This is a genomic window from Jiangella endophytica (genome assembly GCF_003427025.1).
Taxonomy (GTDB): Bacteria; Actinomycetota; Actinomycetes; order Jiangellales; family Jiangellaceae; genus Jiangella; species Jiangella endophytica.
In genome coordinates this window covers 37,777-64,411 of record NZ_QVAI01000008.1, presented here as the reverse complement: position 1 = coordinate 64,411, position 26,635 = coordinate 37,777, and the positions used below count along the sequence as shown (strand labels likewise).

Genomic DNA, 26,635 nt, shown 5'->3' with positions numbered 1-26,635 from the left:
CGGACGGAGCCCATTCAGCGGTCACAAGCGTCGGTTCAGGGAGTATCCGGCGGTCACGACGACTCCCACCCGTGACCTACCACGGCAAGCAACAACTCGACAGAGAGGCGTCAACAGGGGCGTCCGGCAGCGCCGGCGCCGGCCCGCATCCTGGTCTGACGTGACGTCCTGGTCGCCCGTCACGCGCACGCGCCGATATCGGCCGTTTCGCGTCACAGCAGACCAGTACCCGACGCCAGACCAACACGCACCGCTGACCTGCCAACCATCAGCAGCTTGAGACAGAAGCGTCAACTCAGGTGGATGGGACGAGACGTCAGCGGCGGTCCTGGAGCCGGTCCAGCAGGTCCGGGGCGAGCGCGCCGAATCCGGTCGACGCCCAGGGCTCGACGCCGGCGTCCATGTAGTGCACGACGGTGTCGCCGGTCGGCAGGTCGAGGATCTCCGGCTCGCGGCGCTTGCCGAGGTCGCGCCGGCACGCCCCGCAACAGGGCACGTCGCGCTTGCCCGCCGCCGTCTTCCACGTCGCCTTCGTCGTCGCCGGCCCGTGCAGCGGGTTGAAGAAGCAGGCCGCCGTGGGTGTCCACGACCCGCCGCCGGCGGCGTGGCTCAGCGCGTCGTCGCCGCGGCGGGCCAGCACGAGAACGCCGATCGAGTCGGCCGCCGCGTCGGAGCGGTCCAGGATCGCCGTCGCCGCCTGGTAGTGGTCGAGTGCCGCCGACCACGTCGCGCCGTCGTCGCCGTGCTCGATCTCCAGCGCCCGGATCCGGTCGCCCAGCGCGGCGGTCTCGGTCTCGGCCCGGCGCCGCCACTCGCGGGTCTGCGCCGACGAGATGCGGCGCAGCGCCCGCCGCTTCAGTGCGACGTCGCCGCGCGGGCGGCGTCGCAGCAGGACGACGACGGCGACGACGGCGGCCAGCGCGACGCCGGCCCCGATCGCGACCGGCGGATCCATCCCCAGCACCTGCCCCGAGCCGCCGTCGCCGGTGCTGGTGACGGACTCCTGGTCGGGGTGCAGCTCCGCGTACTGCTGCTCGACGGTGCCGCTGCTGAAGACCCGCACGGTCTCTGCCACCTGGAGCGCGAGGTTGCTCGGGAACCGGTCGCCGGCGACGTACGTGGCCAGCGCGTCCTCGTTGCTCGTCGCCATGTTGTAGCTGGTCGACTGCACCCGCCAGTCGTCGCTGGACCGGTGCGAGACGAAGTAGACGCCGTCCGCGGGGGACTCCCTGTACACCTGCGCCACCAGCTGGTTGGCGGACACCTCGGAGGTGTAGTCGAGCGGTACGGCCAGCACGAACACCGGCTGTTCGGCGTCACCGACCAGCGTGGCCAATTCGGAGAGCTGCTCCGCGGTGAACTCGTCGGCGAGGGAGGAGTCGACGTGCACGCCGTCGTCGGCGAGGTCGGCCGCGATGGCCGCCGGGTCGGGCTGGTAGACCACGTCGTCGCTCATGCCGCCGCCCTCCGCCGCCGCACCAGTGCCCACCCGGCCAGCCCGAGCAGACCGGCGCCGACGCCGCCGAGGCCGCCGATGGTCAGACCGGCGGCGATCATCCCGCCGGTGCCGCCCCAGTAGTTGCTGCTGGTGTCCTCGCCCACCTCGTACTCCCGCCCGTCGTTCTCGTCGATCAGCCGCAGCAACGCGGGTGTCTCGGTCTCCGCCTCGTCGCCGACGGCACTGTAGATGGACAGGTACTCGCCCGCGATGCCGACGTCGGTGTCGAACAGGTCCGCGCCGGGGACGACCTGGACGTACAGCCCGGGCCGGCCGGTCAGGTCGCCGATCTGGTGCAGTACGTCGGACGGCGAGCCGTAGCCGGCCTCGCGGCTGGCCGGCCACACGACGAGGAAGGCCTGCGGGTCCGACGCGGCGGCCGCGGCGTCGAGCCGGGCGAGGTCGGCGTCGGTGAACGTTCCGGTGGCGCTCGGGTCGACGTAGACGTGCCCGTCGTCGCCGAGTCCGGCCGCGGCGGCCCGGGCCCGCTCCGTCACCGGCAGGTCCGGCGTGATGCCGGACGTGGCCAGCCACCATGCGAGGGCGCCGCCGCCCGCCGCGAGGACCAGCGTGATCAGCAGTCCCACGATCCGCCGGCTCATCGGCGCGCGCTCCGATCGTCGAGGACCTGCGCGGCGAGGTCGCCGACCAGCGCGCCGAATCCGGTCCGGGCCCAGACGGTGGACGTCTCGGCGTAGGGCACCGAGCCGCGCAGCCGCCGCTTGACGGCGAGGAACCGGCCCTGCGTGCGGGCGCACGCGCGGCACACCGGCGCGTCGATGGACGAGCCGTCGATGCGGACGGTGTCGCGGGCCTCGCCGTGCAAGGGGTTGACGAAGCACGGGCGGTACGGCCGCCGGTCCGGCGACCCGGCCCGTTCGATCTCGCGGACGGCGATCGCGGCCAGCACCGTCGCGCCGACGGCGTCCAGGGAGTCGCGGGTCGTCAGGACCCGGTCGCCCGCTTCGACGGCGTCGGCCGCTGCCGACCCTGCCGGTGAGGTCAGTTTGTCGGCCGGCAGCCGAGCCAGCCGCCGCCGCGCCTCGTCGAGCGCCTTCTCGGCCGTCGCGCCGATGTTGCCGGGAATGGCCGAGGTGGTAGCCGCACCCCTCCCGGCCCGGGTGGGGCCCACCCTACGGGCGGGGTCCGACGACGTCGCGCGCGTGGACGCCGGCCGCCGTCCCGCGGCGCCCCGTCCGGCCGGCTTCGCCCGGGCGACGACCAGCGTGACGATCGTGCCGGCGACGAGCACGCCGACGATCGTCGCGAGCAGCGCGACCCAGCGGCCGGCGGTCGCGTCGGCACGCTCGTAGTCGGACTCGGCCACGAACGCCCACGGCTGCTCCGCGTACTCGTCCACGACGGCCTCGGGTATCTCCTCGCTCGGCGCGACCGCCCAGCGCACCGTCAGCACCGCCTCGAACAGCGCGGACGCCCGCGGGTACTCGCCAGGGCCGTTCGACTCCGCCCGTTCCAGGGCGCGGGTGACCGGCGCCAGGTAGGCGTCGTCCAGCTCGCCGCCGCCCCACGACTGGGTGTAGGAGATGCCTTCGCGGAACTCGACGTGGTAAAGCCCGTCGCCGAGCTGATCGCGGAACAGCGCGGCCGCCTGTTCCGCCACCCTGTCGGTGCCCGCGAGGTCGGAGGGGTTGTCGGCCAGTACGACGTAGACCGGCAGGCCGACGTCCGCGGCCGCCTCGGTGAGCACGTCGTGCGCGAGGGCGGAATCGCCCATGCCCATCGACGGATCCACCAGGATCGGGTCGTCGCGTAGTTGCTCGATCAGCGCGTCGACGGTGTCAGCGGCCGGCTCGGCGGTGGCCGGCGACGCCCCCAGCAGCAGCGCGGTCAGGGCCAGGGCCGGGGCGATGGGCACCGGGACAGCCTACTGACCTCGGTACACGCAGCTGTCAGCGGCCGTGTCAGCGCCGTGTCAGCGCGGTCTCACGGCCGCATCAGGGGCCGGGCGGAGTGTGGTCGCCTCAGCATCGCGACACCACGAAACGAGGAGCCATGACAGTCGACCGACCGACGGCCATCGCCGCGACCGGCCTGCGCAAGTCGTACGGCGAGCAGCTCGTCCTGGACGGCATCGACATCACCGTCCCCGAGGCCACGATCTTCTCCCTGCTCGGCCCGAACGGGGCCGGCAAGACCACCGCTGTCCAGATCCTCTCGACGCTGATCCGGGCCGACGGCGGCAGCATCAGCGTCGCCGGCCACGACCTCGCCACCGACGCCGACGGCGTCCGCGGCTCGATCGGCGTCACCGGCCAGTTCTCCGCCGTCGACAACCTCCTCACCGGCGAGGAGAACCTGCTCCTGATGGCCGACCTGCATCATCTGGACCGGCGCGAGGGCCGGCGCCGGACCGCCGACCTCCTGGAGCGGTTCGACCTGGTGGACGCCGCGACGAAGGCCCCGTCGACGTACTCCGGGGGAATGCGCCGCAAGCTCGACCTGGCGATGACGCTGGTCGGCGATCCGCGGGTGATCTTCCTGGACGAGCCGACGACCGGGCTGGACCCGCGCACCCGGCGCACGATGTGGGAGGCCATCCGCGAGCTGATCGCCGGCGGCGTCACCATCTTCCTCACCACGCAGTACCTCGAGGAGGCCGACGAGCTGGCCGACCGGATCGCGCTGCTCGACCACGGCCGCATCGTCGCCGAGGGCACGTCCGACGAGCTCAAGCGGCTCATCCCGGGCGGGCACCTGCGGCTGCAGTTCACCGACCCGGCCGAGCTCGACCAGGCGGCGCGCACGTTCGCCGGCTCCACGCGCGACGACGCCGCGCTCGCCCTGCAGATCCCCAGCGACGGCGACGTCCACTCGCTGCGCGCCGTCCTCGACCACCTCGACGTCGCCTCCATCGAGGTCGCGTCGCTGACCGTCCACACCCCCGACCTCGATGACGTGTTCCTCGCGCTCACGGGTCGCCCCGCCGAGACCGCCGACGCCGAGAAGGAGTCCGTCCGATGAGCACCCTCGCCTATGCCGCCCGCGACTCGCGCACCATGCTGCGCCGCAACATGCGCCGGTGGGCCCGCTACCCGGCCATGACCGTGCAGCTGATCGGCATCCCGGTGATCTTCCTGCTGATGTTCGCCTACGTGTTCGGCGAGACGCTCGGCGCCGGGCTCGGCGGACCGGCCGGCGACCGGGCCGACTACATCGCGTACCTGGTGCCCGGCATCATCCTGATGACGGTGTCGGCCTCGGTCCAGGGGACGGCGATCTCGGTCGCCATGGACATGCACGAGGGCATCATCGCCCGGTTCCGCACCATGGCGATCTCGCGTGGCGCGGTGCTCACCGGGCACGTCATCGGCAGCTTCCTGCAGACGGTCGTGGGCCTGGCCATCGTCATCGCGGTGGCCTTCCTGATCGGGTTCCGGACGAACGGCAACGTGGCCGAGTGGATCGCCGCGATCGGCCTGATCTGCCTGTTCTCCATCGCGCTGACCTGGCTGGCCGTGGCGATGGGGCTGAAGGCGAAGAGCGTCGAGACCGCCAGCAACCTGCCCACGCTGCTCGTGCTGCTGCCGTTCCTGGGCAGCGGTTTCGTCCCGACCGACTCGATGCCGGCCGGACTGCGCTGGTTCGCCGAGTACCAGCCGTTCACCCCGGTGATCGAGACCGTGCGCGGCCTGCTGCTGGGCACCGCGATCGGCGACAACGCCGTCATCGCGCTGGCCTGGACCGCCGTGATCGGCCTCGCCGGCTACGTCTGGGCGCTCAAGCTGTTCCGTCGGCCTCCGGTCCGCTGACCGGCCGGCCCAGGATCGACGCGGCCATCTCGCGCACTCGCGAGATGGCCGCCTCGGCGTCGATGCCGGCGACTTCGCGTTCGGCCACGGCCGAACGCTCGGCGGCCGTCTCGTCGCCGAGCGCGGCGCGTACGGCCGCCTCGACCAGCGCGGGTTCGGCCCGCGAGCGGTCCAGGCCGCCGGCCAGCACCGTCACGACGGCCAGCAACCAGGCGGCGTCGTCGGCCCGGCCGCGCCGGATCGCCTGGTCGGCGAGGCCGACGAGCACCCGGCCGAGCACCTCCTCGTCGCCGATGTCCAGCGCCAGCTTCGCCGCCGCGGCCCGTTCCGCGGCCGCCGCCGTCAGATCGCCGCTGAGGGCGGCGAGGTGGCCCCGCGAGTCGTGGACCATCGCCCAGAACAGCGGGTGGACGGAGATCGTCGCCATCAGCGCTTCCGCGCGGTCCAGCGACGCGTGCGCGTCGTCAAGGTCGCCGGCCCAGCGGGCCAGGTCGCTCGCATACAGCGCGAGACCGGCGACGGAGTCCGGCCAGGCCAGACCGGCCGCCTCCCGGTCGGCCCGGTCCAGCGCGGCGGCGCTGCCCTCGGCGTCGCCGAGCAGCCAGCGCAGCTGCGCCTCCTTGCCGCGCATGAAGACGACGTCCTCGGCGGAGCCGACCTCGGCTGCGGCGACGATCGCTTCCTCGTAGTGGCGCAGCGCCGTCGCCAGGTCGCCCTGCCGGGCCAGCAGGTCGGCCAGTGTGGTCAGCGCGAACGAGATGCCCCAGCGCTCGCCGGTGCCGCGGAACTCGGCCAGCGCCAGCTCCGACGGCACGCGCCGTTCGGCGAACGGCAGCAGCCGGACGTGGTTGAGCCGGCCCAGGGCGCGGATCCAGGCGTCGTCGTCATCGAGCAGCGTCGCCATCGAGTCGGTGAACATGGCGTCGCCGTAGCTGATGAAGTCGCGCAGCCCGCCGACCATCCGCAGCAGCGGGTTGCTCCGGTGGCCGCCGGAGAGCCGTTCGGCCTCCTCGACCCAGTCCTTGACCTCCTGCTCGTCGCCGAGGCCGGCCGTGGCGATGATGGCGAGGCCGGCGTAGGCGGTGGCCCGGACGGTGCGGTCGACTTCGCCCGGCACGGCGAGCGCCTCGGTGGTCAGCTCGGCGCCCTCGGCCCGGTGACCGGACAGCCACCAGTACCACATGGCCTTGCTGGCCAGTGCGACCGCCGCCTGGGCGTCACCGGCGGCGACGGCGCCGCGCAGGGCGACGTTGAGGTCGTCGTGGATCGCGCCGAGCCGGCGCAGCCACTGCAGTTGCTCGGCCTGGCGCAGGTGCGGCTCGGCCCGCTCGACCAGGCCGGTGACGTAGCCGAGGTGTGCCCGGCGGACGGTGTCGCGCTCGCCGGCGTCGTCGAGCCGTTCCAGGCCGTACGCCTTGATCGTCTCCAGCATGCGGTACCGCGGCACGTCGCCGGCGTCGTCGACCATCAGCAACGACTTGTCGCTCAGCGAGACCAGCTGGTCCAGCACGTCGGCGCCGTCGCCGCACACCCGCGCCGCCGCCTCGGCCGTGGCGCCGTGGGCGAAGACCGCGAGCCGGCGCAGCACGACGCGTTCCGGCTCGGGGAGCAGCCCCCAGCTCCAGTCGACGACGGCACGCAGCGTCTGGTGGCGGGGGAGTGCGGTGCGGCTGCCGCCGGTGAGCAGGCGGAACCGGTCGTCGAGGCGGGCGGCCAGCTGCTCGGCCGTCATCGTGCGCAGCCGGGCCGCGGCGAGCTCGATGGCCAGCGGCATGCCGTCGAGGGCGCGGCAGATGCGGGCGACGGCGGGGGCGTCGGCGGCCGAGACGGTGAAGCCCGGGCGCGCGGCGCGGGCGCGGTCGGCCAGCAGCCGGACGGCGTCGAAGCGCAGCAGGTCGCCGGTGTCGCCGTCCGACTCGGGCGGCAGCGCCAGCGGCTCCACCGGCCAGACCGCCTCGCCGGTGATGCCCAGCTGCTCGCGGCTGGTGGCGAGGATCCGCAGTCCGGGGCACTCGCCGAGCAGCCGTTCGGCCAGCGCGGCGGCGGCGTCGATGACGTGCTCGCAGTTGTCCAGGACGAGCAGCGCCGCGCGCGTCCGCAGCACCGTGACCAGCCGGCCGGTCGCGTCGTCGGCTGAGGCGAGGAACATCTGGTCGCGCAGGTCGAGGGCGCCGAGCACCGCGGCGGGCAGGTCCGCGCCGGACGCGACCGCCGCCAGCTCGACCAGCCACACGCCGTCGGGTATCGCGTCGACCAGACCGCGTGACGCCTCGTTCGCCAGCCGGGTCTTGCCCGACCCGCCCGGCCCGGTCAGCGTCGTCAGCCGGTACTCGCCGACCAGGCCGCGCACCTGGGTGACGTCGGTGTCGCGGCCGACGAAGCTGGTCAGCCCGGCGCGCAGGTTGGTCCGCGGGGGCGGGGGCCGCTCCGCCGGAGCCGTGACGGACGCTGGCGCCGGTGCCGCCGCCGGGGCCGGCTCGAGCTCGCCGCGCAGGATGGCGGTGTGCAGGGCGGCCAGCTCGGCGGACGGGTCGGTGCCCAGTTCGTCGGCCAGCGCCTCACGGGTCCGCTCGTACGCCGCCAGCGCGGCCGCCGGGCGGCCGGCCGCGACCAGCGCCCGCAGCAGCTGGCCCACCAGCCGTTCACGCAGCGGGTACTCGGCGACCAGCGTCGTCAGCTCGGTGGTCAGTTCGGCCCCTCGGCCCAGTCGCAGCGCCGCGTCGGCGCGGTCCTCCGTCGCCGTCAGCCGCAGCTCGTCCAGCCGCGTTCGTGCGGCCTCGAAGTGCTCCGATCCCGCGACGTCCAGCAGCGCCGGGCCGCGCCACAGTGCCAGCGCCGCCCGCAGGCCGTGCTCCGTCGCCGCGTCGTCCGCCGCGGTGCGGGCCGCCGTGATCTCGCGCTCGAACCGGGCCGCGTCGACGACGCCGGGCTCCAGCGCCAGCCGGTAGCCGGCCGGGTGCGACTCGATCGCCAGCCCCGGCAGCGCTCGGCGCAGCCGCGACACCAGCGCCTGCAGCGCGTTCGCGGCGCCGGCCGGCGGGTCGTCGCCCCAGATGCCGTCGATCAGCTGGCCGATCGGGACCAGCCGGCCCGGCGCGAGCGCCAGGATGATCAGCAGCGCGCGCAGCCGGGCGCCGGCGACGTAGACCAGCGAGTCGTCGTCGGCGCGGACCTCCAGCGGTCCCAGGATCCCGATGCGCACCGGACGCATTCTGCCGCAGCGGCGCTTCGTCGCAGGCTACGCGCGCAGCTCGGCGACGACCGCGTCGCTGTACGGCGGCCAGGCCTGCACCGCCCAGGTGCCGAAGTCGCGATCGGCCAGCGCGATGCACGCGGCGCCGAGGTCGGGGTCGACCCACAGGAAGGTGCCGGCCTGGCCGAAGTGGCCGAACGTGCGCGGCGAGTTCGTGGCGCCGGTCCAGTGCGGCGACTTGCCGTCGCGGATCTCGAGGCCGAGGCCCCAGTCGTTCGGGGTCTGCATGCCGAACCCGGGCAGCACGCCGGCCAGGCCGGGGAACGCCACCTCCGTGGCCTGGCGGACCGTCGACGGGTCGAGCAGCGCCGGCGCCATGAGCTCGGCGGCGAACCTCGCCAGGTCGGCGACCGTCGACCGGGCACCCGACGCCGGCGACCCCTCGTAGAGGGTCTCCGTCATGCCGAGCGGGCCGAGCAGGCCGTCGCGGACGTAGTCGGCGAACGGAATGCCGGAGCGCTTGGCGACGTGGTCGGCCAGCTGCTCGAACCCGGCGTTGGAGTAGAGGCGGCGCCGGCCCGGCGCCCACGCGGCCTTGTGCTCGTCGAAGGCCAGCCCGGACGTGTGCGCCAGCAGGTGCGCGACGGTGGAGCCCTCGGGTCCGGCGGGGTCGTCGAGGTGGACCGCGCCCTCCTCGACGGCGATCAGCGCGGCGTAGGCGGTGAGCGGCTTCGTCACCGACGCCAGCCGGAACGGCCGGTGCTGGTCGCCGTGCGCGCCCACGACCGTGCCGTCGGCCCGCACCACGGCCGTCGCCGCGTTGTCGACCGGCCACTGCTCCACGATCCGCACGCTGTCCATGCGCCGACCCTACGCGTCGCAGGTGGCCAGCGCGGGGCCGCCCGCGGGGATCAGCGCGCGCTCGTGCCGGCGCTCCTGGTCCCAGGCCGCGACGGCGATGCCGAGCGCGACCAGCGCCAGCCCCGCCGCCAGCCAGACCGGCGCGACGTAGCCCCAGCCGGCCGAGATGGCGGCGCCGCCGATCCACGGGCCGAGCGTGTTGCCGACGTTGAACGCGGACGTGTTCACCGACGACGCGAGCGTGGGCGCGTCACCGGCGACGACGAAGACCCGCGCGTTCAGCCCCGGTGCGATGGAGAATCCGGCCACCCCGACGGCGAACACGGCGGCGATCGCACCGGCGGTGCTGCCGGACACCAGCGCGAGCACCGTCATCGTCACCGCCAGCGCGACCAGGCTTCCGACGATGTTGAGGAACAGCCCGCGGTCGGCGATGCGCCCGCCGATGGTGATGCCGAGGAAGCTGCCCAGCCCGAACAGTGCGAGCACCAGCGGCACGTCGGCCTCGTCGAGACCGGCGACGTCGGTCAGGAGCGGCGCGAAGTAGGAGAACGCGGCGAACATCGCGGCCTGGAACGCCGCCGTCGTCGCCAGTGCCAGCCAGATGCGCCGGCCGCGGAACACCCGCACCTCGTCGCGCACCCGCGGCCGCGCGGCGCTCGTCCCCGCCGCGCGCGGGACCAACGCGGCCACCGCGGCCGCCGTCAGCACGCTCAGGGCCGCCACCGCCCAGAACGCCGCCCGCCAGCCCAGTTGCTGGCCGACCCACGTCCCCGCGGGCACGCCCAGCACGTTGGCCAGCGTCAGCCCGCCGACCAGCACGGCCAGGGCGCGCGCCGTCGCGTCCGCGGGGGACAGCCGCACCGCGACGACCGCCGCGACCGCCCAGAACGCGCCCGTCGCGACCGCCGACACCACCCGCGCGACCATCAGCACCTCGTACGACGGCGCCAGCGCGCCCAGCACGTGCCCGGCCAGGAACACCGCCGACGCCGCCAGCAGCGTCGCCTTGCGCGGCAGCCGCAGCGTCGCGACCGCCATGACCGGTGCGCCGATCGTCATGCCGATGGCGAACGCCGAGATCAGCAGCCCGGCCTGCGGGATGGTGACGTCGAGGTCGCTCGCGATCTCGGGCAGCAGCCCCGCGATCATGAACTCGGTGGTGCCGAGGACGAAGACGCTCGAGCCGAGGACGTAGACGGCCGGCGGTACGCGCACGAGGGCTCCCGGTTCAGAGACTGTCGACCATCGCGTCGACGATGTGAGTGAGGCGGGTGCGGTCCTCGGCGACCCTGCCGACGACGTGGATGCCGGTGAGCGCCGCGTGCACCAGCCGGGCCTTCGCCCGGGCGTCGCCAGGGCCGAGCTCACCGGTGGCCTGGCCGCGCTCGATCAGCGCCTGCATGGTCGCGACGATCGTGTCGAAGTCGTCGCGGGTCAGCTCCGCGACGGCGGGGTCGGCGTCGCCCAGCTCGACGGCGGCGTTCAGCGCGAGGCAGCCCCGCCGCGCCGGATCGGCCAGCTGCGCGTCGACGGCCCGGAGCAGGAAGTCGCGGATGACCTCGCGCACGGGCCCGTGGCGCTCGAGCAGTTCGGCCTGCTCGGTGCGGGTGCGCTCGCCGTAGCGGCGCAGCGCCTGCTCGTAGAGGTCGCGCTTGCTCTTGTAGGTGTTGTAGAGGCTGCTGCGGGCCAGGCCAGTGCCCTCGCACAGGTCGTTGGTGGAGGTGGCCGCGTAGCCGCCCACCCAGAACACGTCCATCGCCGCGTCGACGGCGTGCTCGGGATCGAACTCCTTGGGCCGGGCCATGCCCGCCACCGTAGCCGGTTCTGAACTGACCTGTCCAGAACCCGCCCACAGCCCTGGAAATGATCACGTTGAGTGGGGGTCATCACGCTCCACCACCCATGCATGCCTGGTGAAGCGTGAGGACGCCTATCGGAGGGCGAGCGGTAAGCGCTCTCCGGCGCGGCCAGGGTGGCAACCGCTTTCCGCGGTCCGGGCGACGCTCGAGCTAGGCGTGTTCCTGCTTCACCAGGCATGCATGCCGGGTGGAGCAGGAACACCCCTACTCAACGTGATCATTCCGAGTGGGACGGGGGTGGCGATGCGTCGTGTGGCTACTGGGTGAGGCCGCGGCGGACGAGGAGCGGCTCGATCTGCGGGTCGCGGCCGCGGAAGTTGCGGAACGCCTGCATCGAGTCGATGCTGCCGCCCCGCGACAGCAGCTCCTGACGGAAGTGGTCGCCGTTGGCGCGGACCAGGCCGCCGTTCTCCTTGAACCACTCGACGGTGTCGGCGTCGAGGACCTCGCTCCAGATGTAGGAGTAGTAGCCCGCGCTGTAGCCGCCGGCGAAGATGTGCGCGAAGTACGACGTCCGGTAGCGCGGCGGCACGGACTCCAGCGCGACGCCGGCCTGGTCGAGCGCGGCCGCCTCGAACGCCAGCGGGTCGTCGACGACGGTCCCCACGGGGAGCTCGTGCCACGCGAGGTCCAGCAGCGTCGCCGCCAGGTACTCCGTGGTCGCGAAGCCCTCGCCCCAGATCTGCGAGTCGAGCAGCTTCTGCACGAGCGCCTGCGACAGCGGCTCGCCGGTCTCGTGGTGGACGGCGTAGTTGGCCAGCACCTCGGGCCACACCGCCCACATCTCGTTGACCTGTGACGGGAACTCGACGAAGTCGCGCAGCACGCTGGTGCCGGAGAACGTCGGGTAGGTGACGTTGGAGAACAAGCCGTGCAGGGCGTGCCCGAACTCGTGGAACATGGTGTTGACCTCGTCGAACGTCAGCAGCGCGGGCTCGCCGGCCGGCGGCTTGACGATGTTGAGGTTGTTGACGACCACCGGCCGGGTGCCCATCAGCGTGGACTGGTCGACGAAGGAGTTCATCCAGGCGCCGCCGCGCTTGGAGTCGCGGGTGAAGAAGTCGCCGACGAACAGGCCCAGCCCGCTGCCGTCCTCGTCGAACACCTCGAAGACGCGGGCGTCGGGGTGGTAGGCGACGAGGTCGGGGCGCTCGGTGAACGACAGGCCGTAGAGCTTCCCGGCCGCGTAGAACACGCCGTCGCGCAGCACGCGGTCCAGCTCGAAGTACGGCCGCAGCTGCGCGGCGTCGATGTCGTAGGTCTGCTGACGGACGCGGTCGGAGTAGTGCGCCCAGTCCCAGGCCCGCAGCTCGAACTCGTCGCCGATGGCCGCCTGCAGCTTGGCCGCCTCGGCGTGCGCGTTGGCGACGGCGGCCGGGGTCAGCTTGCCGAGCATGTCGTGGACGGCGGCCGGCGTCTTCGCGGTGCGGTCCTCGAGCACGTAAGTGGCGTGGTCGGGGTGGCCGAACAGCGCCGCCCGCTCGGCTCGCAGCGTCGCGATGCGCGCGGCCGTGGGCAGGGTGTCGTGCTCGTTGCCGTTGGCGCCGCGGCTCACCGACGCGCGGTGGATGCGCTCGCGCAGCCCGCGGTCGGTCAGCGATGTCAGCACGGGCTGGCCGCTGGGCAGCCCGAGCGTGATGACGTACTTGCCGTCCAGGCCGCGCTCACGGGCCGTTTCGGCGGCTGCGGTGACGGCGTCGGCGGACAGCCCGGCGAGCTGGGCGGCGTCGTCGACGACGACGGCCGAGGCGTTGGTGTCGGCGAGGAGGCGGTTCTGGAACGCCGTCTCCAGGCCCGACAGCTCCTCGTTGATCTCCCGCAGCCGGGTCTGCTGCTCGCCGCTCAGCCCGGCGCCGGCACGGACGAAGTCGAGGTGGTAGCGCTCCAGCAGCCGCCGCGACTCGGGGTCGAGGTCGTCGGCCGACGGCAGCAGCGCCTCGATGCGGGCGAACAGCCGGCCGTCCAGGTGGATGGCGTCGGAGTGCGCCGCCAGCTTCGGCGACACCTCACCCTGGATCGCCTGGATGTCCTCGTTGCTGTCCGAGGACGCCTGGTTGAAGAACACGGCGGCGACCCGCTGCAGCAGCTGCCCGGACCGTTCGAGGGCCACGACGGTGTTCTCGAACGTCGGCGCTTCGGGGTCGGTGGCGATGGCCTCGACCTCGGACAGCTGCTCGGACATGCCGCGCTCGAACGCCGGACGGTAGTGGGCGTTCTCGATGCGCTCGAACGGCGGCAGCCGGTAAGGCAGCTCGCTGATCGTGTCGAACGGATTCTGCGCTTCCGCGCCGAGATTCTGCATGACCGCACGCTACCCGAGCAGGGACGACGGATCGCGGCCCGGCTCGTCGGCCAGCGGGACCGCCGACGGCCGCCCCGCCTGCGCCTCGACGGCGACGCTGCCGCCGCCCGCGGCCGCCGAGCGCAGCACCGACTCCATGACGTCGAGCACGTGCAGCGCCAGCGTTCCGGACGCCCGCGCCTCGCCCGCCGACGGCGCCGTCATCAGCTCCGCGACGCCCAGCCCGCGGCCGCCGACGCGGTAGCCGGCCGACACCGGCAGCGGTTCCCAGCCGTCGCCGCCCAGGCGCCGCAGCCGCACGTCGCCGTCGAAGCGGTTCGGGTCGGGTACGACGAGCGACCCCTCCGGCCCGTGCACCTCGATCGGCTCGGCCCGCGTGGCGACGGCGTCGAAGCTCATGGTGACGGTCGACAGCGCGCCGGACGCGTGGGTGAGCACGCCCGTGACGTGTGTCAGCACCTCGACCGGGATGACCTCGCCGGCCCGCGGTCCGCTGCCGATCGTCCGCGACGGCCGCGCCGTGCTCCCGGCGCCCAGCACCGACGTCACCGGGCCGAGCAGCGTGACCAGCGCCGTCACGTAGTACGGGCCCATGTCCAGCAACGGCCCGCCGCCGGCGGTGTAGTAGAAGTCCGGGTTGGGGTGCCAGCGCTCGTGGCCGGGGCAGAGGAACGTCGCGGTCGCCGCCGTCGGAGTGCCGATCAGCCCCGCGTCGATCGCGTGCCGCGCCGTCTGCACGCCGGTACCCAGGACGGTGTCCGGCGCGCCGCCGACCCGCACCCCGGTGGCCTCGCCGGCCGCGAGCACGCGCCGCCCGTCGGCGACCGTCGCGGCCAGCGGCTTCTCGGTGTAGACCGACTTCCCGGCGTCGACGGCGGCCAGCGCGATGGGTGCGTGTCCGGCCGGCGGCGTCAGGTTGAGGACGACGTCGACGGCGGGGTCCTCGAGCAGCGCGTCGACGGAGAGCGCCGCGACGCCGTCGAGGCCGGCCACCGCGGCCCGCGCGCGGTCGTCGTCCAGGTCGGCCACCGCGGCCACCCGCACCGTGCCCAGCTTGCCCAGCGTCTCGAGGTACTGCCCGGAGATCGCCCCGGTTCCGACGATCCCGACCCCGCTCACCGCGCCGCCCACAACAGGCCCCTCTCGACGATGGTCCGCACGTTCGGGTCGGCCAGGACGTCCGGCTGGTGGCCGGGCGTCGCGACGAACACCCGGCCGGCGCCCCACTCGCGGGTCCAGACCGCCGGGCAGGTCACCGGCCGGTGCCAAGGCTGGTCCGGCCGGGCCGGGTGGGTGGTGGTCGCGAGCACGTCGCTGTAGCCGTCGGTGAGCACCCAGTACTGCTCGGTCTCCAGCTCGAAGTCCGCGAGGCCGTCGACGATCGGGTGATCGGCCCGCTCCGGCACGATCTCGATGCGATGCCGCAGGTAGTTGTTCTCCTGGGCGCCGGCCACGCACTCGTCCGCCGGCCGGCTCGGGTGGGTCGCGAACTGGCCGCCGACCAGGTGCAGGTAGTCCGAACCGGACCGGAACGCGTCGACGATGCCGCCGTGCCAGCCGGCGAACCCGGTGCCGGCCCGCACCGCCGCCGTCAGTCCGGCCAGCTCGTCGGCGCCGATCTCGCCCATGGTCCAGCACTGCACGACCAGATCGGTGCCGGCCATCGCGTCGGCGTCGGCGTAGACGTCCAGCGACTCCGAGACCCGCACCTCGAACCCGGCGTCGCGCAGGAACGGGAGGAACAGGCCGGTCGACTCGACCGGCGCGTGGCCGGACCAGCCGCCACGGACGACCAGCGCGTTCCTCATCGTGCACCCCCGGTGAGCCGGTAGAACCGTTGCGCCGTCGCCGACCGCAGCTGCTCCGCGACCTCCGGCCCGTACCCGTCGACCACCTCGACCAGCGCGGACCACACCGGGTCGAACCCGCCGGCCCGCTCGGCGATCGGCCAGTCGCTGCCCAGCATCAGCCGCTCCGGCCCGAAGGCGTCGAGCGCGGTGTCGACCCACGGCCGCAGATCGGTGCCCGGCGCGGGGTACAGGCCGGACACCTTCGCGTGCACGCGCGGGTTCGCGGCGACCGCGCCCAGCAGCTCGCGCCACGGCGCGGCGTCGCCGTCGAACGGCGGCGCGCCCAGGTGGTCGACGACGACGCGCAGCTCCGGCAGCCGCTCGCTCAGCTCCAGCAGCACCTCCAGATGCCGGGGGAGTGCCGCGACCAGGTCGAACGGCACGTCCGCCCGCTCCAGCAGCCGCAGCCCGTCGACGACGGCCGGCCGCAGCAGCCAGTCCGGGTCGGGCCGGTCGTGGATGAGGTTGCGGATGCCCACGAAGCCGGGCCGCGCCGTCAGTTCCGCCAGCCGGTCGGCGGCCCGCGCCGGGTCCTCCAGCGGCACGTACCCGACGACGCCGAGGACCGCCGGGAAGTCCGCGGCCACGGCGAACATCGCGTCGGTGTCCTCGTCGCCGTCCGCCGACTGCACCAGCACCGTCCCGTCGATGCCGTGCCGCCGCAGGTGCGGCGTCAGGTGCTCCGGGCCGTAGCGCCGGTGGACGACGGTGTCGGCCGGGTCCATCCACGGATAGGCGACCGCGGCCGGGTCCCAGAAGTGCTGGTGCGCGTCGATCAGCGGCATGCGGCTCCTCCGTCGCGGCGATGGCGTCGCGGGCAGGCTACCGGGCGCCCCGGCTACAGTGACCGCGGCCAGCACCGTCACCCGCGCGAGGAGAGCCCGTGGCAAGCACCCATGCGATCCAGCTCGGCGACACCCGCGCGGTCGTGTCCGAGTACGCCGCCGCGCTGCGCTCACTGACCGTCGCCGGCACCGAGCTGATCGAGCCGCACACCGCGTTCGGCCCGCCGCCGCTGGCCGCCGGCGCCGTCCTCGTGCCCTGGCCCAACCGGGTCGACGGCGGCCGCTGGACGTACGGCGGGGTCGAGCAGCAGCTGAACATCACCGAGGCCGCGGGGCACGCCGTCCACGGCCTGCTGCAGACCACCCGCTACGCCCACGCCGGCGGCGGATCCGCCTCCGTCACGCTGGCCGCCCCGGTCTCGCCGCAGGCGGGCTACCCGTTCGCGCTGGACACGTCGGTGGAGTACGAGCTCACGCCCGACGGCGTCACCGTCCGGCACCGCGTCCGCAACGCCGGCACCGGCCCCGCGCCGGTCGCGCTCGGCGTGCACCCGTACCTGCGCATCGGCGACGTCCCGGCCCGCGACCTCACGCTCACCGTGCCGGCCGGCCGCGCGTTCCACCTGGACGAGCGGAACATCCCCACCGGCACGTTCGACGTCACCGGCACCGGTCACGACCTGCGGGGCGGCGTCCGGGCCGGCGAGGGCACCGCGCACGCCTGTTTCACCGACCTTGCGGTCAGCGGCGGCGTCGTCACGACGTCCCTGCGGGCGCCCGACGGCCGCACCGTCGAACTGTGGCAGGAGCCCGCGTTCGGCTACGTCCAGCTGTGGGTCACCGACTACTTCCCGGGTGCCGACGGCCCGGCCGACGCGGTCGCCGTCGAGCCGATGACCGCGCCGCCCAACGCGCTGCGCACCGGTGAGGCGCTGCGCTGGCTGCTGCCCGACGAGACGTGGACGCTGACATGGGGGCTGCGGTTGCTGACCGGGTCGCCCGCGAGCCCGTAGGGTGGGGGCGTCAAACTGCGGCCCGGCACATGGCGTCAGGGAGGCAACAGTGAGCGCTGCGGCCGACGAGGAACGCGACGGCGTCGCGCTGACCAACCTCGACCAGCCGCTGTCCGACGACGGCGACGCCACCAAGCGCGACCTCGTCGACTACCTCGACGCCGTGCACGAGCGGCTGCTGCCCGGCCTCGCCGGCAGGCCGCTGTCGGTGGTCCGGGTCCGGCCCGGCCAGCCCGGCTTCATGCAGAAGAACGTGCCCAAGTACGCGCCGTCCTGGATCCCGACCGTCCAGCTCTGGGCGCAGGCGTCCAAGCGCGAGGTGTCGTACGCGCTGTGCAACGACCGCCGCACGCTGCTGTGGTTCGCCAACCAGCGGGCCGTCGAGTACCACCCGACGCTGGTGCTGGCCGAGCGGTGGGACGTCCCGACGCACCTCATCATGGACATCGACCCGCCCGAGGGCGAGCCGTTCGCCGTCGCCGCGGCCGCCGCCCACCTCGTCCGCCGGGCGCTGGAGAACGACGGCCTGGCCGGCGCGGTGAAGACCAGCGGTTCGAAGGGCGTGCACATCTTCGTGCCGCTGGAACCGCACTCGCACGAGGACGTCGCCGCCGCCACCCGGGCGCTGGCCGCCCGCGCCGAGCGGCTCGACCCCGCGCTGGCCACCACCGCCTACATCAAGGACGACCGCGGCGGGAAGGTGTTCCTCGACTCCACCCGCGCGGGCGGCGCGACCGTCGTCGCCGCATACAGCCCGCGGTTGCGGCCCGGCCTGCCGGTGTCGTTCCCGGTCGCCTGGGATGCCCTCGACGACGTCACCCCGCTCGACTTCACCGTGCGCACCGCGCCGGACCTGCTCGGCGACGGCGATCCCTGGGCCGCGGCCATGCCGCGGCCGCAGCGGTTGCCCGCCGATCTCGTCGACGAAGGGCACACCATTCCCGTCGCGCGGGTGGCCGCGATGCACGAGGGCAAGCGACGCGCCCGGGAGCGGCAGCAATAGAGCCGGTCAGCCCGCATGCTAGGGTCTGCGGCGGTTGCAGACCAACCCACGAAGAGGAGCAACACAGCATGGCGCAGGGCACTGTTAAGTGGTTCAACGGTGAGAAGGGCTTCGGCTTCATCGAGCAGGACGGTGGCGGCGCGGACGTCTTCGTGCACTACAGCGCGATCGCTTCCAGCGGCTTCCGCACGCTCGAGGACAACGCCCGGGTCGAGTTCGACATCACCCAGGGCCAGAAGGGCCCGCAGGCGGAGAACGTCCGCACCATCTGAACTTCCTGCGGCGGTGCCGCCCCGGTCTGGACCTCAGGCCGGGACGGTGCCGCCCATGATCTCGGCGCGCAGCGGCCAGTGGGACCAGAAGGCGCCCTTGTAGCCCAGTTCGGTGAGCCGTAGCAGGAACGGGTTGTCCGCGTAGTTGTTGTCCTCCGGCGTCAGTCCCGGCGCGGTCGGCAGCATGACCCGTGGGCGGTCGTGCAGCGGCACCCACTCCCACAGCAGCTCGAGGCTGGTCAGCCAGCGGTCGCCCGGGTGCGTGCTCCGCGCCCCCTCGGGCAGTGCGGGGGAGAAGTAGTAGACCGGGCGGAACCCGCCCATCGGGTCGAACATGAACTGCCTCTCGTACTCCACCCGGCTGTGGCACTGGTCCAGTGTCGACAGCAGGATCGGCGCCGTCGCCGTGTTGGACTGCAGGCCGGGGACGGCGCGGGTGCCGCCGCTGCGGGCGGCGAGGTCGCGGCCCAGCGGGGAGTACGGGAACGCGCGCAGGCCGAGCGTGAAGCCGACCACCGTCGCGTCCAGCGCGAGCAGGCCGTCGACGCAGTCGTGCATGGTCTCGGCCGTCTCACCGGGCATGCCGAGCAGCGCCTCGACCATCGTCAGCATGCCGTACTGCGTCGCCAGCTCGCACAGCCGCCGCACGTCGGCGTAACGGTAGAACCGGGTGCCGCGGCCGGTCACCTTCCAGCCGTCCAGGACGTCGTCGCGGACGTGGTCCGGCGCGACGTTGATGCCCGCGCAGCCGGCCTCGGCCAGCAGCGCCGCGTACTCCTCGTCGAACGGGGCCGGCTGCACGTAGACCCACAGCCGCAGGTCGTGCAACGGCGAGGAGCGGTCGGTCCGCTTGCGCCGGACGATCTCGCGCAGCACCGCCTTGCTGTGCGCGATGTTGAGGTTGAACTCGCTGTCCGTGGTGTGCAGGTCGTGCACGCCCTGCGCCGTCAGCAACTCCATCTCGTCGACGACGGCGGTCTCGGAGCGGCGGGCGAACCGGTTGCCCTTGGCGTCCGGCTCGACGCAGTGCGCGCAGGCGAACGTGCAGCCGTTCTTCGTCAGGATGTTGCCCAGCCCGCCACGGTGGTAGTAGGCGAGGTTGTCGACCTTGTTGGGCACGCCGGAGCGGCGGGTGTACGGCGTGGCCCGGTTCACCAGGTCGACGCGGCCCTCCGCCAGCAGCGGCGTGCGGTGCGGGATCTGCCGGACGTCGCCCCGGCCGAGGTTGATGATCAGGCCCGGCACCTTCGCCGGTGAGTCGCCGTTGGCCAGCATCGTGGCCAGCTCGACCAGCGTCACCTCACCCGGCCCCTTGACGCCGTAGTCGATGCCGAACCAGTCGACCAGCGCGAACGGCATCGACGAGAACCCCACCCCGCCCCCCACGATCGGCGCCGTCGTCGACCGCTGGACCTCGCGCACGATGTCGCGGTGCGAGTCGAGGAACACCCGCTGTTCCTGCGGGTAGATCGTGTCCGTGTTCCGGAACGTCATGCCGACCAGCACCGGCCGGCGCTCGCCGAAGTAGGTCGCGACGGTGTGCCGCCAGCGGTCGCGGACCAGCGTCAGGTCGACCACGTCCACCTCGAAGCCGGCGGCCTCCAGCGACGTGGTGAGGATGTCGAGCGCATATGGAGTGATGGGCGGGTGCACCAGGTTCGGGTTCACCAGCGCCACGAGCGGGCGGTTCACGTACGCCTCCCCGGGGATGGAGTCGATCATCCAGCTTGACAGCTCGGTCCGGCCTAGGGGAGGGGGCCGATTTTGAACCGTTCCTGAGACGCCGCTCTGACCTGGGCTTTTTCGCAAACTGGACAGGATTCTTCGTGTTCTGTCCTGGTGCGATCGCTCAGAATTGATCACGCTCGGTGTGTGAAGATGATCGTCCGCGCCGCAGGCGTGACACCCCCCGCCGAACCCGTCGGCTCGGTGATCCGCCAGGCCCGCAGCCGGCTCGGCTACAGCCAGTACGGCATCGCCGACGAGCTCGCCCGCATCTCCGGCAACGGCTCGCTCACTCGCGACGAGGTCGCCCGCTGGGAGCGGGGCAAACGCATCCCCGGCCCGTACTGGCGGCAGTGGATCAGTCAGGTCCTGGACGTGGGCTCGTCGGATCTGGAGCAGGCCGCGCGGGCGGCGCGGCAGGCTCGCCGGGCGCGAGTACTGCCGTGAAGTGCCGCAGCTGCCCGGTCTGCTCGACGATCCGGTAGCCAGGCACCTCCGCCGCCTTCGCCACCACGGTAGCCGCCGTCTCGGCGACGTACTCGAGGTGGCTCTTGGTGTAGACCCGCCGGGGCAGCGCGAACCGGACCAGCTCGCGCGGCGCCGGCAGGTCGTCGCCGCCGCCCGGGGCGGCCCGGCCGAACACCAGCGTCCCCAGTTCGGAGACGCGCACGGCCCCGGCCAGGTACAGCTCGTTGGCCAGCGCCGTCGCCGGGAGCCGGTGCGGCGGTACGTGGGGCAGCAGGACCGCGGCGTCGACGTACACGGCGTGGCAGCCGGTGGGCTGCAGCACCGGCAGCCCGGCCTCGGTCAGCCGCTCGCCGAACCACCGCGCCGTCTGCGCGCGGTAGCGCAGGTAGTCCGGGTCGGTCACCTCCTGGAGCCCCTGGGCCAACGCGTCGAGGTCGCGGCCGGCCAGCCCGCCGTAGGTCGAGAACCCCTCGACGGCGATCAACTGTTCGCGGCAGCGGCGGGCCAGCTCGGCGTCGCGCAGCGCGATCAGCCCGCCGATGTTCGCCACGCCGTCCTTCTTCAGACTGGCCCAGCAGCCGTCGGCCAGCGCGAACACCTCTCGGGCGACATCGCGGGGAGCCCGGCCGGCGTGGACGGGATCGCGCTCGGTGATGAGGTAGGCGTTCTCCGCGAACCGTGACGCGTCCAGCAGCAGCGTCACGCCGTGCCGGTCGCACAGCTCGCGGACCGCGGCGACGTTGCCGAGCGACACCGGCTGTCCGCCCCTGGCGTTGTTCGTCACCGTCTGCACCACGCACCGCACCCGGGAGCCGTCCGGGCCGGAGAGCAGCTCCCGCAGCGCGGGCACGGAGAGGTCGCCGCCGAACGGGACCGGCCCGTCGTGCGCGTCCGGGAGATCGACGGCCTCCGCACCGGCCGCCTCGACGCTGGCCCGCGTCGTGTCGAAGTGGGTGTTCGCGACGGAGAGGTCGCCCGGGCGCAGCACCTGACCGAGCAGGATCCGCTCGGCCGACCGGCCCTGGTGCGCCGGGATGACCTCGGGATAGCCGGTCAGCTCGTGTACCACCGCCTCGAACCGTTCGTACGAGCGGGCGCCGGCATACGACTCGTCACCCACCATGAGCGCCGCCCATTGAGCCGCTGACATCGCGCTCGTCCCCGAGTCGGTCAGCAGGTCGATGGTGATGACACGGGCCGGTACCCGGAACAGGTTGTAACCGGCCTCGTGGAGCGCGTGGCGGCGTTCCCGCAGGCTGGGAAACGGGATCGGCTCGACGGCCTTGATGCGGAACGGCTCCATGAACGCGGGCACGGGCGCACTCCCTCCACCGTTCTGACTCGCTACTTCCGAGTCTGGGCGACTCGGAGTGTGCCTGGAAGGGGCCAGTTCGGATCGGTGACCGATACTGTGACACTTGCACCGCGATTGTGACACTCCGCAGGGGTGACGGGTCGTGGGGTGAGTACTAACCTGCGAATTGATCTTGTCTGATGTGTGTGTCAACGGTGCGGTGCCGTGGCGGGGGGAGTGCCCGCGGGGAGAACCAGCATGACGACAGTGCCGCTCGACCGATACCCGTTGTTCGAGTCCCATGAGCTGGACCACGCGCGCGAGGTAGTCGGCCGAGTCTTCACGCCGCACCGCCTCGACCTGCTCGGCCGGTCCACCGAGCTGAACGCGCAGATGAACACCCGCAGGGTCGACCGCATCGCCGCCAACTACATCACCTACGGCGGCGACGTGCTCATCCAGCCCGGCGAGCTGGACTCGTTCTTCGTCGTCCAGGTGCCGCTGTCCGGGCGTGGCCTGATCCAGTGCGGCGGCGACGAGCTGTTGTCCACCGCCGACACCGCCTCGGTCGTCTCGCCGACCGTACCGCTGACGCAGCGCTGGTCGGCCGACTGCGCCCAGCTCATCCTGCGGGTCGAGCGGCCCGCGCTGGAGGCGCACCTGCGCACCATGATCGACGCGCCGCTGGCCGAGCCGATCAGGTTCGAACTGGGCATGGACGTCCGCAGCGGCGCCGGCCGCAGCTGGCTGCAGGTGTTCCGGCTGCTGATCGCCGAGCTGGACCGCGAGGACCACAGCATGATCAACCGGCCCCTGATGGCGACGGAGTACGAGGACTGGCTGATGACCGGTCTGCTGATGGCCCAGCCCAGCAACTACTCGGGGCTGATCGACACCACGTCGCGCTCGCCCGTCCCGCACCGCGCCGTCACCATCGTCCGCGAGCTGATCGAGAGCCACCCCGAATGGCGGCACTCCGTCGCGAGCCTGGCCAAGGAGGCGCGGGTCGGCGTCCGCGCACTGCAGGTCGCGTTCCGCCAGCATCTCGGCACCACGCCGCGGGCCTACCTCACGAACGTGCGCATGCAACGCGCCCACCAGGAGCTGCTCGCGGCGCAACGCGACATGACCACGGTCAACAGCATCGTCGCGAAGTGGGGCCTGGGCCATCCGGGCCGCTTCGCCCGTTCCTATCAGGCGCTCTTCGGTGAGCTGCCGTCGGAGACGCTCGCACGGTGAACGGGCGGCGCCATGACCCTGCGGACATGAGCAGCACGCCCTTGGACCGGTTCCCGCTCCTGCGATCGGCCGACGTCGAGCACACCCGCGAGGTCATCTACCACTTCGTCCACCGGCACCCGATCGACCTGGTGCGGCCCGACGACGGCCTCGACGCCTACATCAACGGCCGCCGCCTCGACCGCATCGGCGCGGCCTATCTGTCGTTCGGGGCCGAGGCCCGCACCACGCCCGGTGAGCTGGACTTCTACCTGCTCCAGGTGGTGCTCTCCGGCTCGTACACGGTGTGGCTGGGCGACCGCGAGATCGGGGCGCGGCCGGGCTCGGCGGTCGTCCTGTCGCCCGGCGACGACGTCCGCACCTGGTGGTCCGCCGACTGCGGGCTGCTGTGCTTCAAGGTCGGCGCGGCCGACTACCAGGAGCACCTCGCCGGGCTGCTGGCCCGGCCGATGCGCGAACGGCTGCGGTTCGAGCCCGAGATGGACCTGCTCAGCGGGTCCGGCCGCGACCTCAACGTCGGCATCATCCGGCCGCTGACGCAGCGGCTGAACCAGGTGTTCGGGCTGGTCGCCCATTCAGTGCTCGTCCAGCAGCTGGAGGACACGCTGCTGACCGGGCTGCTGCTGGCGCAGCCGAACACGTACTCCTCGGCGCTGGGCTGAGCCGGCCCGCGGGCCGCTTCGGTGTCAGCCGAACAGGTCCAGGTGCGTGGCCAGGGTGCGGGCCTCGGCCACCAGTGACCGGACGGCGGGCAGTGCCGCGCCGACGTCGGAGCCGGTGACCCGGTTGTCGCGGCTCACCGGGCGGCCCAGGCTCAACTGCCGCTGCCGTAGCAGCTCCAGGTGCCCGAACCGGTCGCCGAACTGCGCGATGACGCACCGCCCGACGACGTCGCCGTCGGCGCCCGGCGCCGGGCGGAGTCCCTGCGCCGCCAGCAGTCCGCATCCCACCAGCTGCGCCGCCTGGCACACCAGGACGAACGCCGAGCCCGCCGAAGCCGCCATGACGTCCTCCGCTGCCGTCAGGTGGTGCGAGGCGAGGTCGAAGTAGGGCCGGGCATCGGCGGCCGGCCCGCTGAACAGCTCCAGGCAGCTGCCGGCCAGGAGCTCGGCGACCACCCCGACGCCGGACGGCCAGCCACCCGTCGTGGCGGGGACGCCGTCGGTGGAGGCCGGTGGCGCGATGTGGACGACCGGCGGGCGAGCGGGCCGGCGCGGGACTCGCACCCGTTCCGGCAGTCGCGACCGTGGCGCCGTCCGCAGGGCCAGGCGTGGGCCGCGGCCGGGCGGTGCTCGGTGGCTGGCGTCGTCCGGCCGCCCGATCAGGGCGAACGCGACCCGCCGGTGCAGGCGCCGTTCGGCTCTGCGCGCCGCGGCGATCAGCTCCGGCCGGCCGGGCGTGTGATCCACGTCGGGGGTGAGGCGCACCTGGATGACGTCCGGCTCCGGCCCGACGATGCCGGTGAACCGTTCGGCCCAGGTGCCGGTCAAGGCGATCCGGGCGACGCCGGCGACCCGGCCGAACTCCTCGCCGACGATCTGCGGCACGCCGTACGTCCCGCGGATCAGCTCGGTGAGCGGGCCGATGGTGGCGCGGTCGGTGGCCGCCCGCATCAGCCGGATGGCGCCGTCGTTGCGTCGCACGAGGATGCCCGCGTCCTCGAGCAGCTTCGCTTCCTTCGACACCGACGCGAGCGAGCCGCCGGCGTGCTCGGCCAGCTCCGTCAGGCTGAAGGCGCGGTCCGGGTTCAGCAGGGTGGCCGCGAGGATGCCGGCCTGGACCCGCGACCGGAACACCGGGAGCAGCGCCGGCGTGCCCTGCGGCCGGCGGGCCGTCCCGTTCGGCGGCTGTGGTGTGACCGCCGCCGCGGGTCCCAGCCGATTGCGCCGCCGGGCCGCCGCCGCGCCTGCGTCGAGGCGGTCGGCCGGGACTTCGAGGACCACGGCGAGCCACTGCCGCCACTCGCGTCGTGGCACCTGCCGGCCGCGCTCCCACCGGGCGACGCGGTCGCGGCCTATCGTGGGCTTGCCGGAGACCGCCGCGAGACGGTGGGCCAGCGTGTACTGACTCATACGCAGGCGTTGTCGGGCCGTGCGGATCATCGGGCCGATCGGCAGATCCGGGTCGCCGTGAAACTCCGCGTTCATGGCTGCACACACCTCTCGAAAGCCCTGCTCCGGGGGTTTGCTGGGCTTCTGCTCGGAGATTACGGCGATCCTCGCCACCCCGCCGGTGCACTAAGCGACGAACGCTGTCCACTTTGCGAAGATCATCGGTTCATTCGATGACGTCGACATTTCACCTGGTCAGCGACGTGTGCGAGGTCAGGGACTCGTCCCTGCCGTGGTCCGGGCGGTGCGGTCCCGCTGACCTCGGTCATGCCACTGAGAGTGTGCGACAGGAGCCGACGAGGAGTGCGACTCGGCGATGTGCTCGCGGCCCGCAGCCCGACGAACCCGTCGCGGACCGCGTCGACGGCGTGCCGGTGCACCACCTCGGCCCGCCCGGCTCGCGTGATGGCGTCAGTCCAGCTCGTAAGGACGGGGCTCGAGCAGCTCCGCCGGGATGCCGTGCCGCGGGAACGGGACGCGGCGCTGGCCGCGGACGGGCGTGGTGACGACGAAGACGTCGCCGGCGAGCCGGCCCTCGCGACCGTACTGCGGCGCCGCCTGGGCCGCCGTCGTGATGTAGAGCTCATTGCGGTGCGGACCGCCGAAGGCGCAGCCGGACACGTTCGGGGTGGGGACGGCGACGGCACCGAGCAGCCGGCCGTCAGGGGTGTGGCGGCGGACCTCGCCGGCGCCCCGGACGGCCAGCCAGAGACAGCCCTCGGCGTCGACGGTGAGGCCGGCGGGCAGCCCGTCGCCGGACGGGACCTCGATGAGCACCTCGGGTTCGGACGGCACTCCCGCGGCCGCGTCCCACCGGTACCGGTTGACCGTCTGCGCGATGGTGTCGACGTGGTAGAACCAGTGGCCGTCAGGGCTCCAGTCGAGGCCGTTCGAGATGCCGATGCCGTCGACCAGAGCCGCGACGCCGCCGTCGGGATCGAGGCGGTAGAGGGTGCCGGTGAAACGCGGGTCGTGGGCGGCGGTCCCGGCGACGAACCGGCCGTCGGGGTCGCATCTGCCGTCGTTGAACCGGGTGGCGTGGTCCGGTTCGACCTGCCGCCACAGGGAGGGGAGACCGTTCCAGCCGGGTAGCACCAGGACGCCGCGTCTGGCGGCGAGCAGGAACCCGCCGCCGTCGATGAGCGCCATGCTGCCCAACGTCTCACCGATCTCGCGGTACGCGACGTCGCGGCTGGCGTGGTCCCAGCGCCACAGGTGACCGGCCGGGGCGTCGACCCAGTAGAGGGTGTCGGACGCCGGATCGTAGACCGGTCCCTCTCCGACGTCAGCACGGCAGTGGACCAGCAGGCGTGGCTGAATGGTGCTCACCATCGTCCGTGGCTCGTCCTCTCGTCGCGGTGGTCGTCGGGCCGCGAGTCACCTGCCCCG

The 26,635-nt window shown here is 73.2% G+C and carries 23 protein-coding genes; 8 read left to right on the top strand and 15 right to left on the bottom strand.

The window, feature by feature from the left end; translation table 11 throughout:
• Nucleotides 1-316: 316 nt before the first annotated feature.
• Genes DZA62_RS17420 through DZA62_RS17410 form a run of 3 tightly spaced genes read right to left on the bottom strand, consistent with a single transcriptional unit; the run spans nucleotide 317 to nucleotide 3,374 of the window.
• Nucleotides 317-1,456, bottom strand: coding sequence for a hypothetical protein (locus tag DZA62_RS17420; protein WP_157987732.1), 1,140 nt, complete (start codon nucleotides 1,454-1,456; stop codon nucleotides 317-319).
• The gene (locus tag DZA62_RS17415) at nucleotides 1,453-2,100 is read right to left on the bottom strand and encodes a hypothetical protein (protein ID WP_116950187.1); all 648 of its coding nucleotides are present in this window, start codon (nucleotides 2,098-2,100) and stop codon (nucleotides 1,453-1,455) included. The genes DZA62_RS17420 and DZA62_RS17415 overlap by 4 nt, the downstream gene beginning before the upstream one ends.
• Nucleotides 2,097-3,374, bottom strand: a complete 1,278-nt coding sequence (locus DZA62_RS17410; protein WP_116950186.1) for a hypothetical protein — start codon at nucleotides 3,372-3,374, stop codon at nucleotides 2,097-2,099. Before DZA62_RS17410 ends, DZA62_RS17415 begins: the two co-directional genes overlap by 4 nt.
• A 137-nt stretch (nucleotides 3,375-3,511) precedes the next feature.
• Between DZA62_RS17410 and DZA62_RS17405 the strand changes: the two genes are divergently transcribed.
• Together DZA62_RS17405 and DZA62_RS17400 are read left to right on the top strand one after the other, a co-directional pair.
• The gene (locus DZA62_RS17405; RefSeq protein ID WP_116950185.1) at nucleotides 3,512-4,480 is read left to right on the top strand and encodes an ATP-binding cassette domain-containing protein; all 969 of its coding nucleotides are present in this window, start codon (nucleotides 3,512-3,514) and stop codon (nucleotides 4,478-4,480) included.
• On the top strand, nucleotides 4,477-5,268 hold the full coding sequence (locus DZA62_RS17400) for an ABC transporter permease (protein ID WP_116950184.1): 792 nt from the start codon (nucleotides 4,477-4,479) through the stop codon (nucleotides 5,266-5,268). The genes DZA62_RS17405 and DZA62_RS17400 overlap by 4 nt, the downstream gene beginning before the upstream one ends.
• Here DZA62_RS17400 and DZA62_RS17395 read toward each other — a convergent pair.
• From DZA62_RS17395 to DZA62_RS17360, 8 genes are all read right to left on the bottom strand, one after another.
• A complete protein-coding gene (locus DZA62_RS17395) occupies nucleotides 5,237-8,479 on the bottom strand; it encodes a BTAD domain-containing putative transcriptional regulator (protein WP_408619016.1) in 3,243 nt (1,080 codons plus the stop codon). The genes DZA62_RS17400 and DZA62_RS17395 overlap by 32 nt on opposite strands.
• Nucleotides 8,480-8,506: 27 nt before the next feature.
• On the bottom strand, nucleotides 8,507-9,322 hold the full coding sequence (locus DZA62_RS17390; protein ID WP_116950183.1) for a serine hydrolase domain-containing protein: 816 nt from the start codon (nucleotides 9,320-9,322) through the stop codon (nucleotides 8,507-8,509).
• Between the two features lie 9 nt (nucleotides 9,323-9,331).
• A complete protein-coding gene (locus DZA62_RS17385; protein WP_198663882.1) occupies nucleotides 9,332-10,540 on the bottom strand; it encodes a Cmx/CmrA family chloramphenicol efflux MFS transporter in 1,209 nt (402 codons plus the stop codon).
• A 13-nt stretch (nucleotides 10,541-10,553) separates the two neighbouring features.
• Nucleotides 10,554-11,129 carry a TetR/AcrR family transcriptional regulator gene (locus tag DZA62_RS17380; RefSeq protein WP_116950182.1) on the bottom strand — a complete coding sequence of 192 codons (576 nt, stop codon included), beginning with the start codon at nucleotides 11,127-11,129 and terminating at the stop codon, nucleotides 10,554-10,556.
• Nucleotides 11,130-11,440: 311 nt separating this feature from the next.
• Nucleotides 11,441-13,486, bottom strand: a complete 2,046-nt coding sequence (locus tag DZA62_RS17375) for a M3 family metallopeptidase (protein WP_116950181.1) — start codon at nucleotides 13,484-13,486, stop codon at nucleotides 11,441-11,443.
• Nucleotides 13,487-13,495: 9 nt separating this feature from the next.
• The gene (locus DZA62_RS17370; RefSeq protein ID WP_198663881.1) at nucleotides 13,496-14,605 is read right to left on the bottom strand and encodes a Gfo/Idh/MocA family protein; all 1,110 of its coding nucleotides are present in this window, start codon (nucleotides 14,603-14,605) and stop codon (nucleotides 13,496-13,498) included.
• Nucleotides 14,602-15,294, bottom strand: coding sequence for a ThuA domain-containing protein (locus DZA62_RS17365; RefSeq protein ID WP_116950179.1), 693 nt, complete (start codon nucleotides 15,292-15,294; stop codon nucleotides 14,602-14,604). The genes DZA62_RS17370 and DZA62_RS17365 overlap by 4 nt, the downstream gene beginning before the upstream one ends.
• Complete coding sequence (locus DZA62_RS17360; RefSeq protein ID WP_116950178.1) at nucleotides 15,291-16,121, bottom strand: amidohydrolase family protein; 831 nt, start codon at nucleotides 16,119-16,121, stop codon at nucleotides 15,291-15,293. Before DZA62_RS17360 ends, DZA62_RS17365 begins: the two co-directional genes overlap by 4 nt.
• A 98-nt stretch (nucleotides 16,122-16,219) precedes the next feature.
• Here DZA62_RS17360 and DZA62_RS17355 point away from each other — a divergent pair, with 98 nt between their 5' ends.
• From DZA62_RS17355 to DZA62_RS17345, 3 genes are all read left to right on the top strand, one after another.
• Complete coding sequence (locus DZA62_RS17355; RefSeq protein ID WP_116950177.1) at nucleotides 16,220-17,134, top strand: aldose 1-epimerase family protein; 915 nt, start codon at nucleotides 16,220-16,222, stop codon at nucleotides 17,132-17,134.
• 49 nt (nucleotides 17,135-17,183) lie between these two features.
• Nucleotides 17,184-18,137 carry a DNA polymerase domain-containing protein gene (locus tag DZA62_RS17350; RefSeq protein ID WP_116950176.1) on the top strand — a complete coding sequence of 318 codons (954 nt, stop codon included), beginning with the start codon at nucleotides 17,184-17,186 and terminating at the stop codon, nucleotides 18,135-18,137.
• A 68-nt stretch (nucleotides 18,138-18,205) separates the two neighbouring features.
• Nucleotides 18,206-18,409 carry a cold-shock protein gene (locus DZA62_RS17345; protein ID WP_053205609.1) on the top strand — a complete coding sequence of 68 codons (204 nt, stop codon included), beginning with the start codon at nucleotides 18,206-18,208 and terminating at the stop codon, nucleotides 18,407-18,409.
• A 33-nt stretch (nucleotides 18,410-18,442) separates the two neighbouring features.
• Here the strand turns inward: DZA62_RS17345 and tsrT are convergent, their stop codons facing one another.
• On the bottom strand, nucleotides 18,443-20,101 hold the full coding sequence (gene tsrT, locus DZA62_RS17340; protein WP_116950335.1) for a tryptophan 2-C-methyltransferase: 1,659 nt from the start codon (nucleotides 20,099-20,101) through the stop codon (nucleotides 18,443-18,445).
• 186 nt (nucleotides 20,102-20,287) lie between these two features.
• Between tsrT and DZA62_RS17335 the strand changes: the two genes are divergently transcribed.
• The gene (locus DZA62_RS17335) at nucleotides 20,288-20,581 is read left to right on the top strand and encodes a helix-turn-helix domain-containing protein (protein WP_116950334.1); all 294 of its coding nucleotides are present in this window, start codon (nucleotides 20,288-20,290) and stop codon (nucleotides 20,579-20,581) included.
• On the opposite strand, the gene DZA62_RS17330 is transcribed toward DZA62_RS17335, so the two are convergent.
• Complete coding sequence (locus DZA62_RS17330; RefSeq protein ID WP_198663879.1) at nucleotides 20,493-21,917, bottom strand: tryptophanase; 1,425 nt, start codon at nucleotides 21,915-21,917, stop codon at nucleotides 20,493-20,495. The two genes, DZA62_RS17335 and DZA62_RS17330, sit on opposite strands and share 89 nt — an antisense overlap.
• Nucleotides 21,918-22,154: 237 nt before the next feature.
• Between DZA62_RS17330 and DZA62_RS17325 the strand changes: the two genes are divergently transcribed.
• Nucleotides 22,155-23,135 (top strand): AraC family transcriptional regulator, encoded by a 981-nt coding sequence (locus DZA62_RS17325; RefSeq protein ID WP_116950175.1) that lies wholly within the window; start codon nucleotides 22,155-22,157, stop codon nucleotides 23,133-23,135.
• Nucleotides 23,136-23,161: 26 nt separating this feature from the next.
• Nucleotides 23,162-23,797 (top strand): cupin domain-containing protein, encoded by a 636-nt coding sequence (locus DZA62_RS17320; protein ID WP_116950174.1) that lies wholly within the window; start codon nucleotides 23,162-23,164, stop codon nucleotides 23,795-23,797.
• A gap of 24 nt (nucleotides 23,798-23,821) precedes the next feature.
• On the opposite strand, the gene DZA62_RS36405 is transcribed toward DZA62_RS17320, so the two are convergent.
• Together DZA62_RS36405 and DZA62_RS17310 are read right to left on the bottom strand one after the other, a co-directional pair.
• Nucleotides 23,822-25,282 (bottom strand): transcriptional regulator, encoded by a 1,461-nt coding sequence (locus DZA62_RS36405; protein ID WP_116950173.1) that lies wholly within the window; start codon nucleotides 25,280-25,282, stop codon nucleotides 23,822-23,824.
• Nucleotides 25,283-25,657: 375 nt separating this feature from the next.
• Nucleotides 25,658-26,578, bottom strand: a complete 921-nt coding sequence (locus DZA62_RS17310) for an SMP-30/gluconolactonase/LRE family protein (RefSeq protein WP_116950172.1) — start codon at nucleotides 26,576-26,578, stop codon at nucleotides 25,658-25,660.
• Nucleotides 26,579-26,635 lie beyond the last annotated feature (57 nt).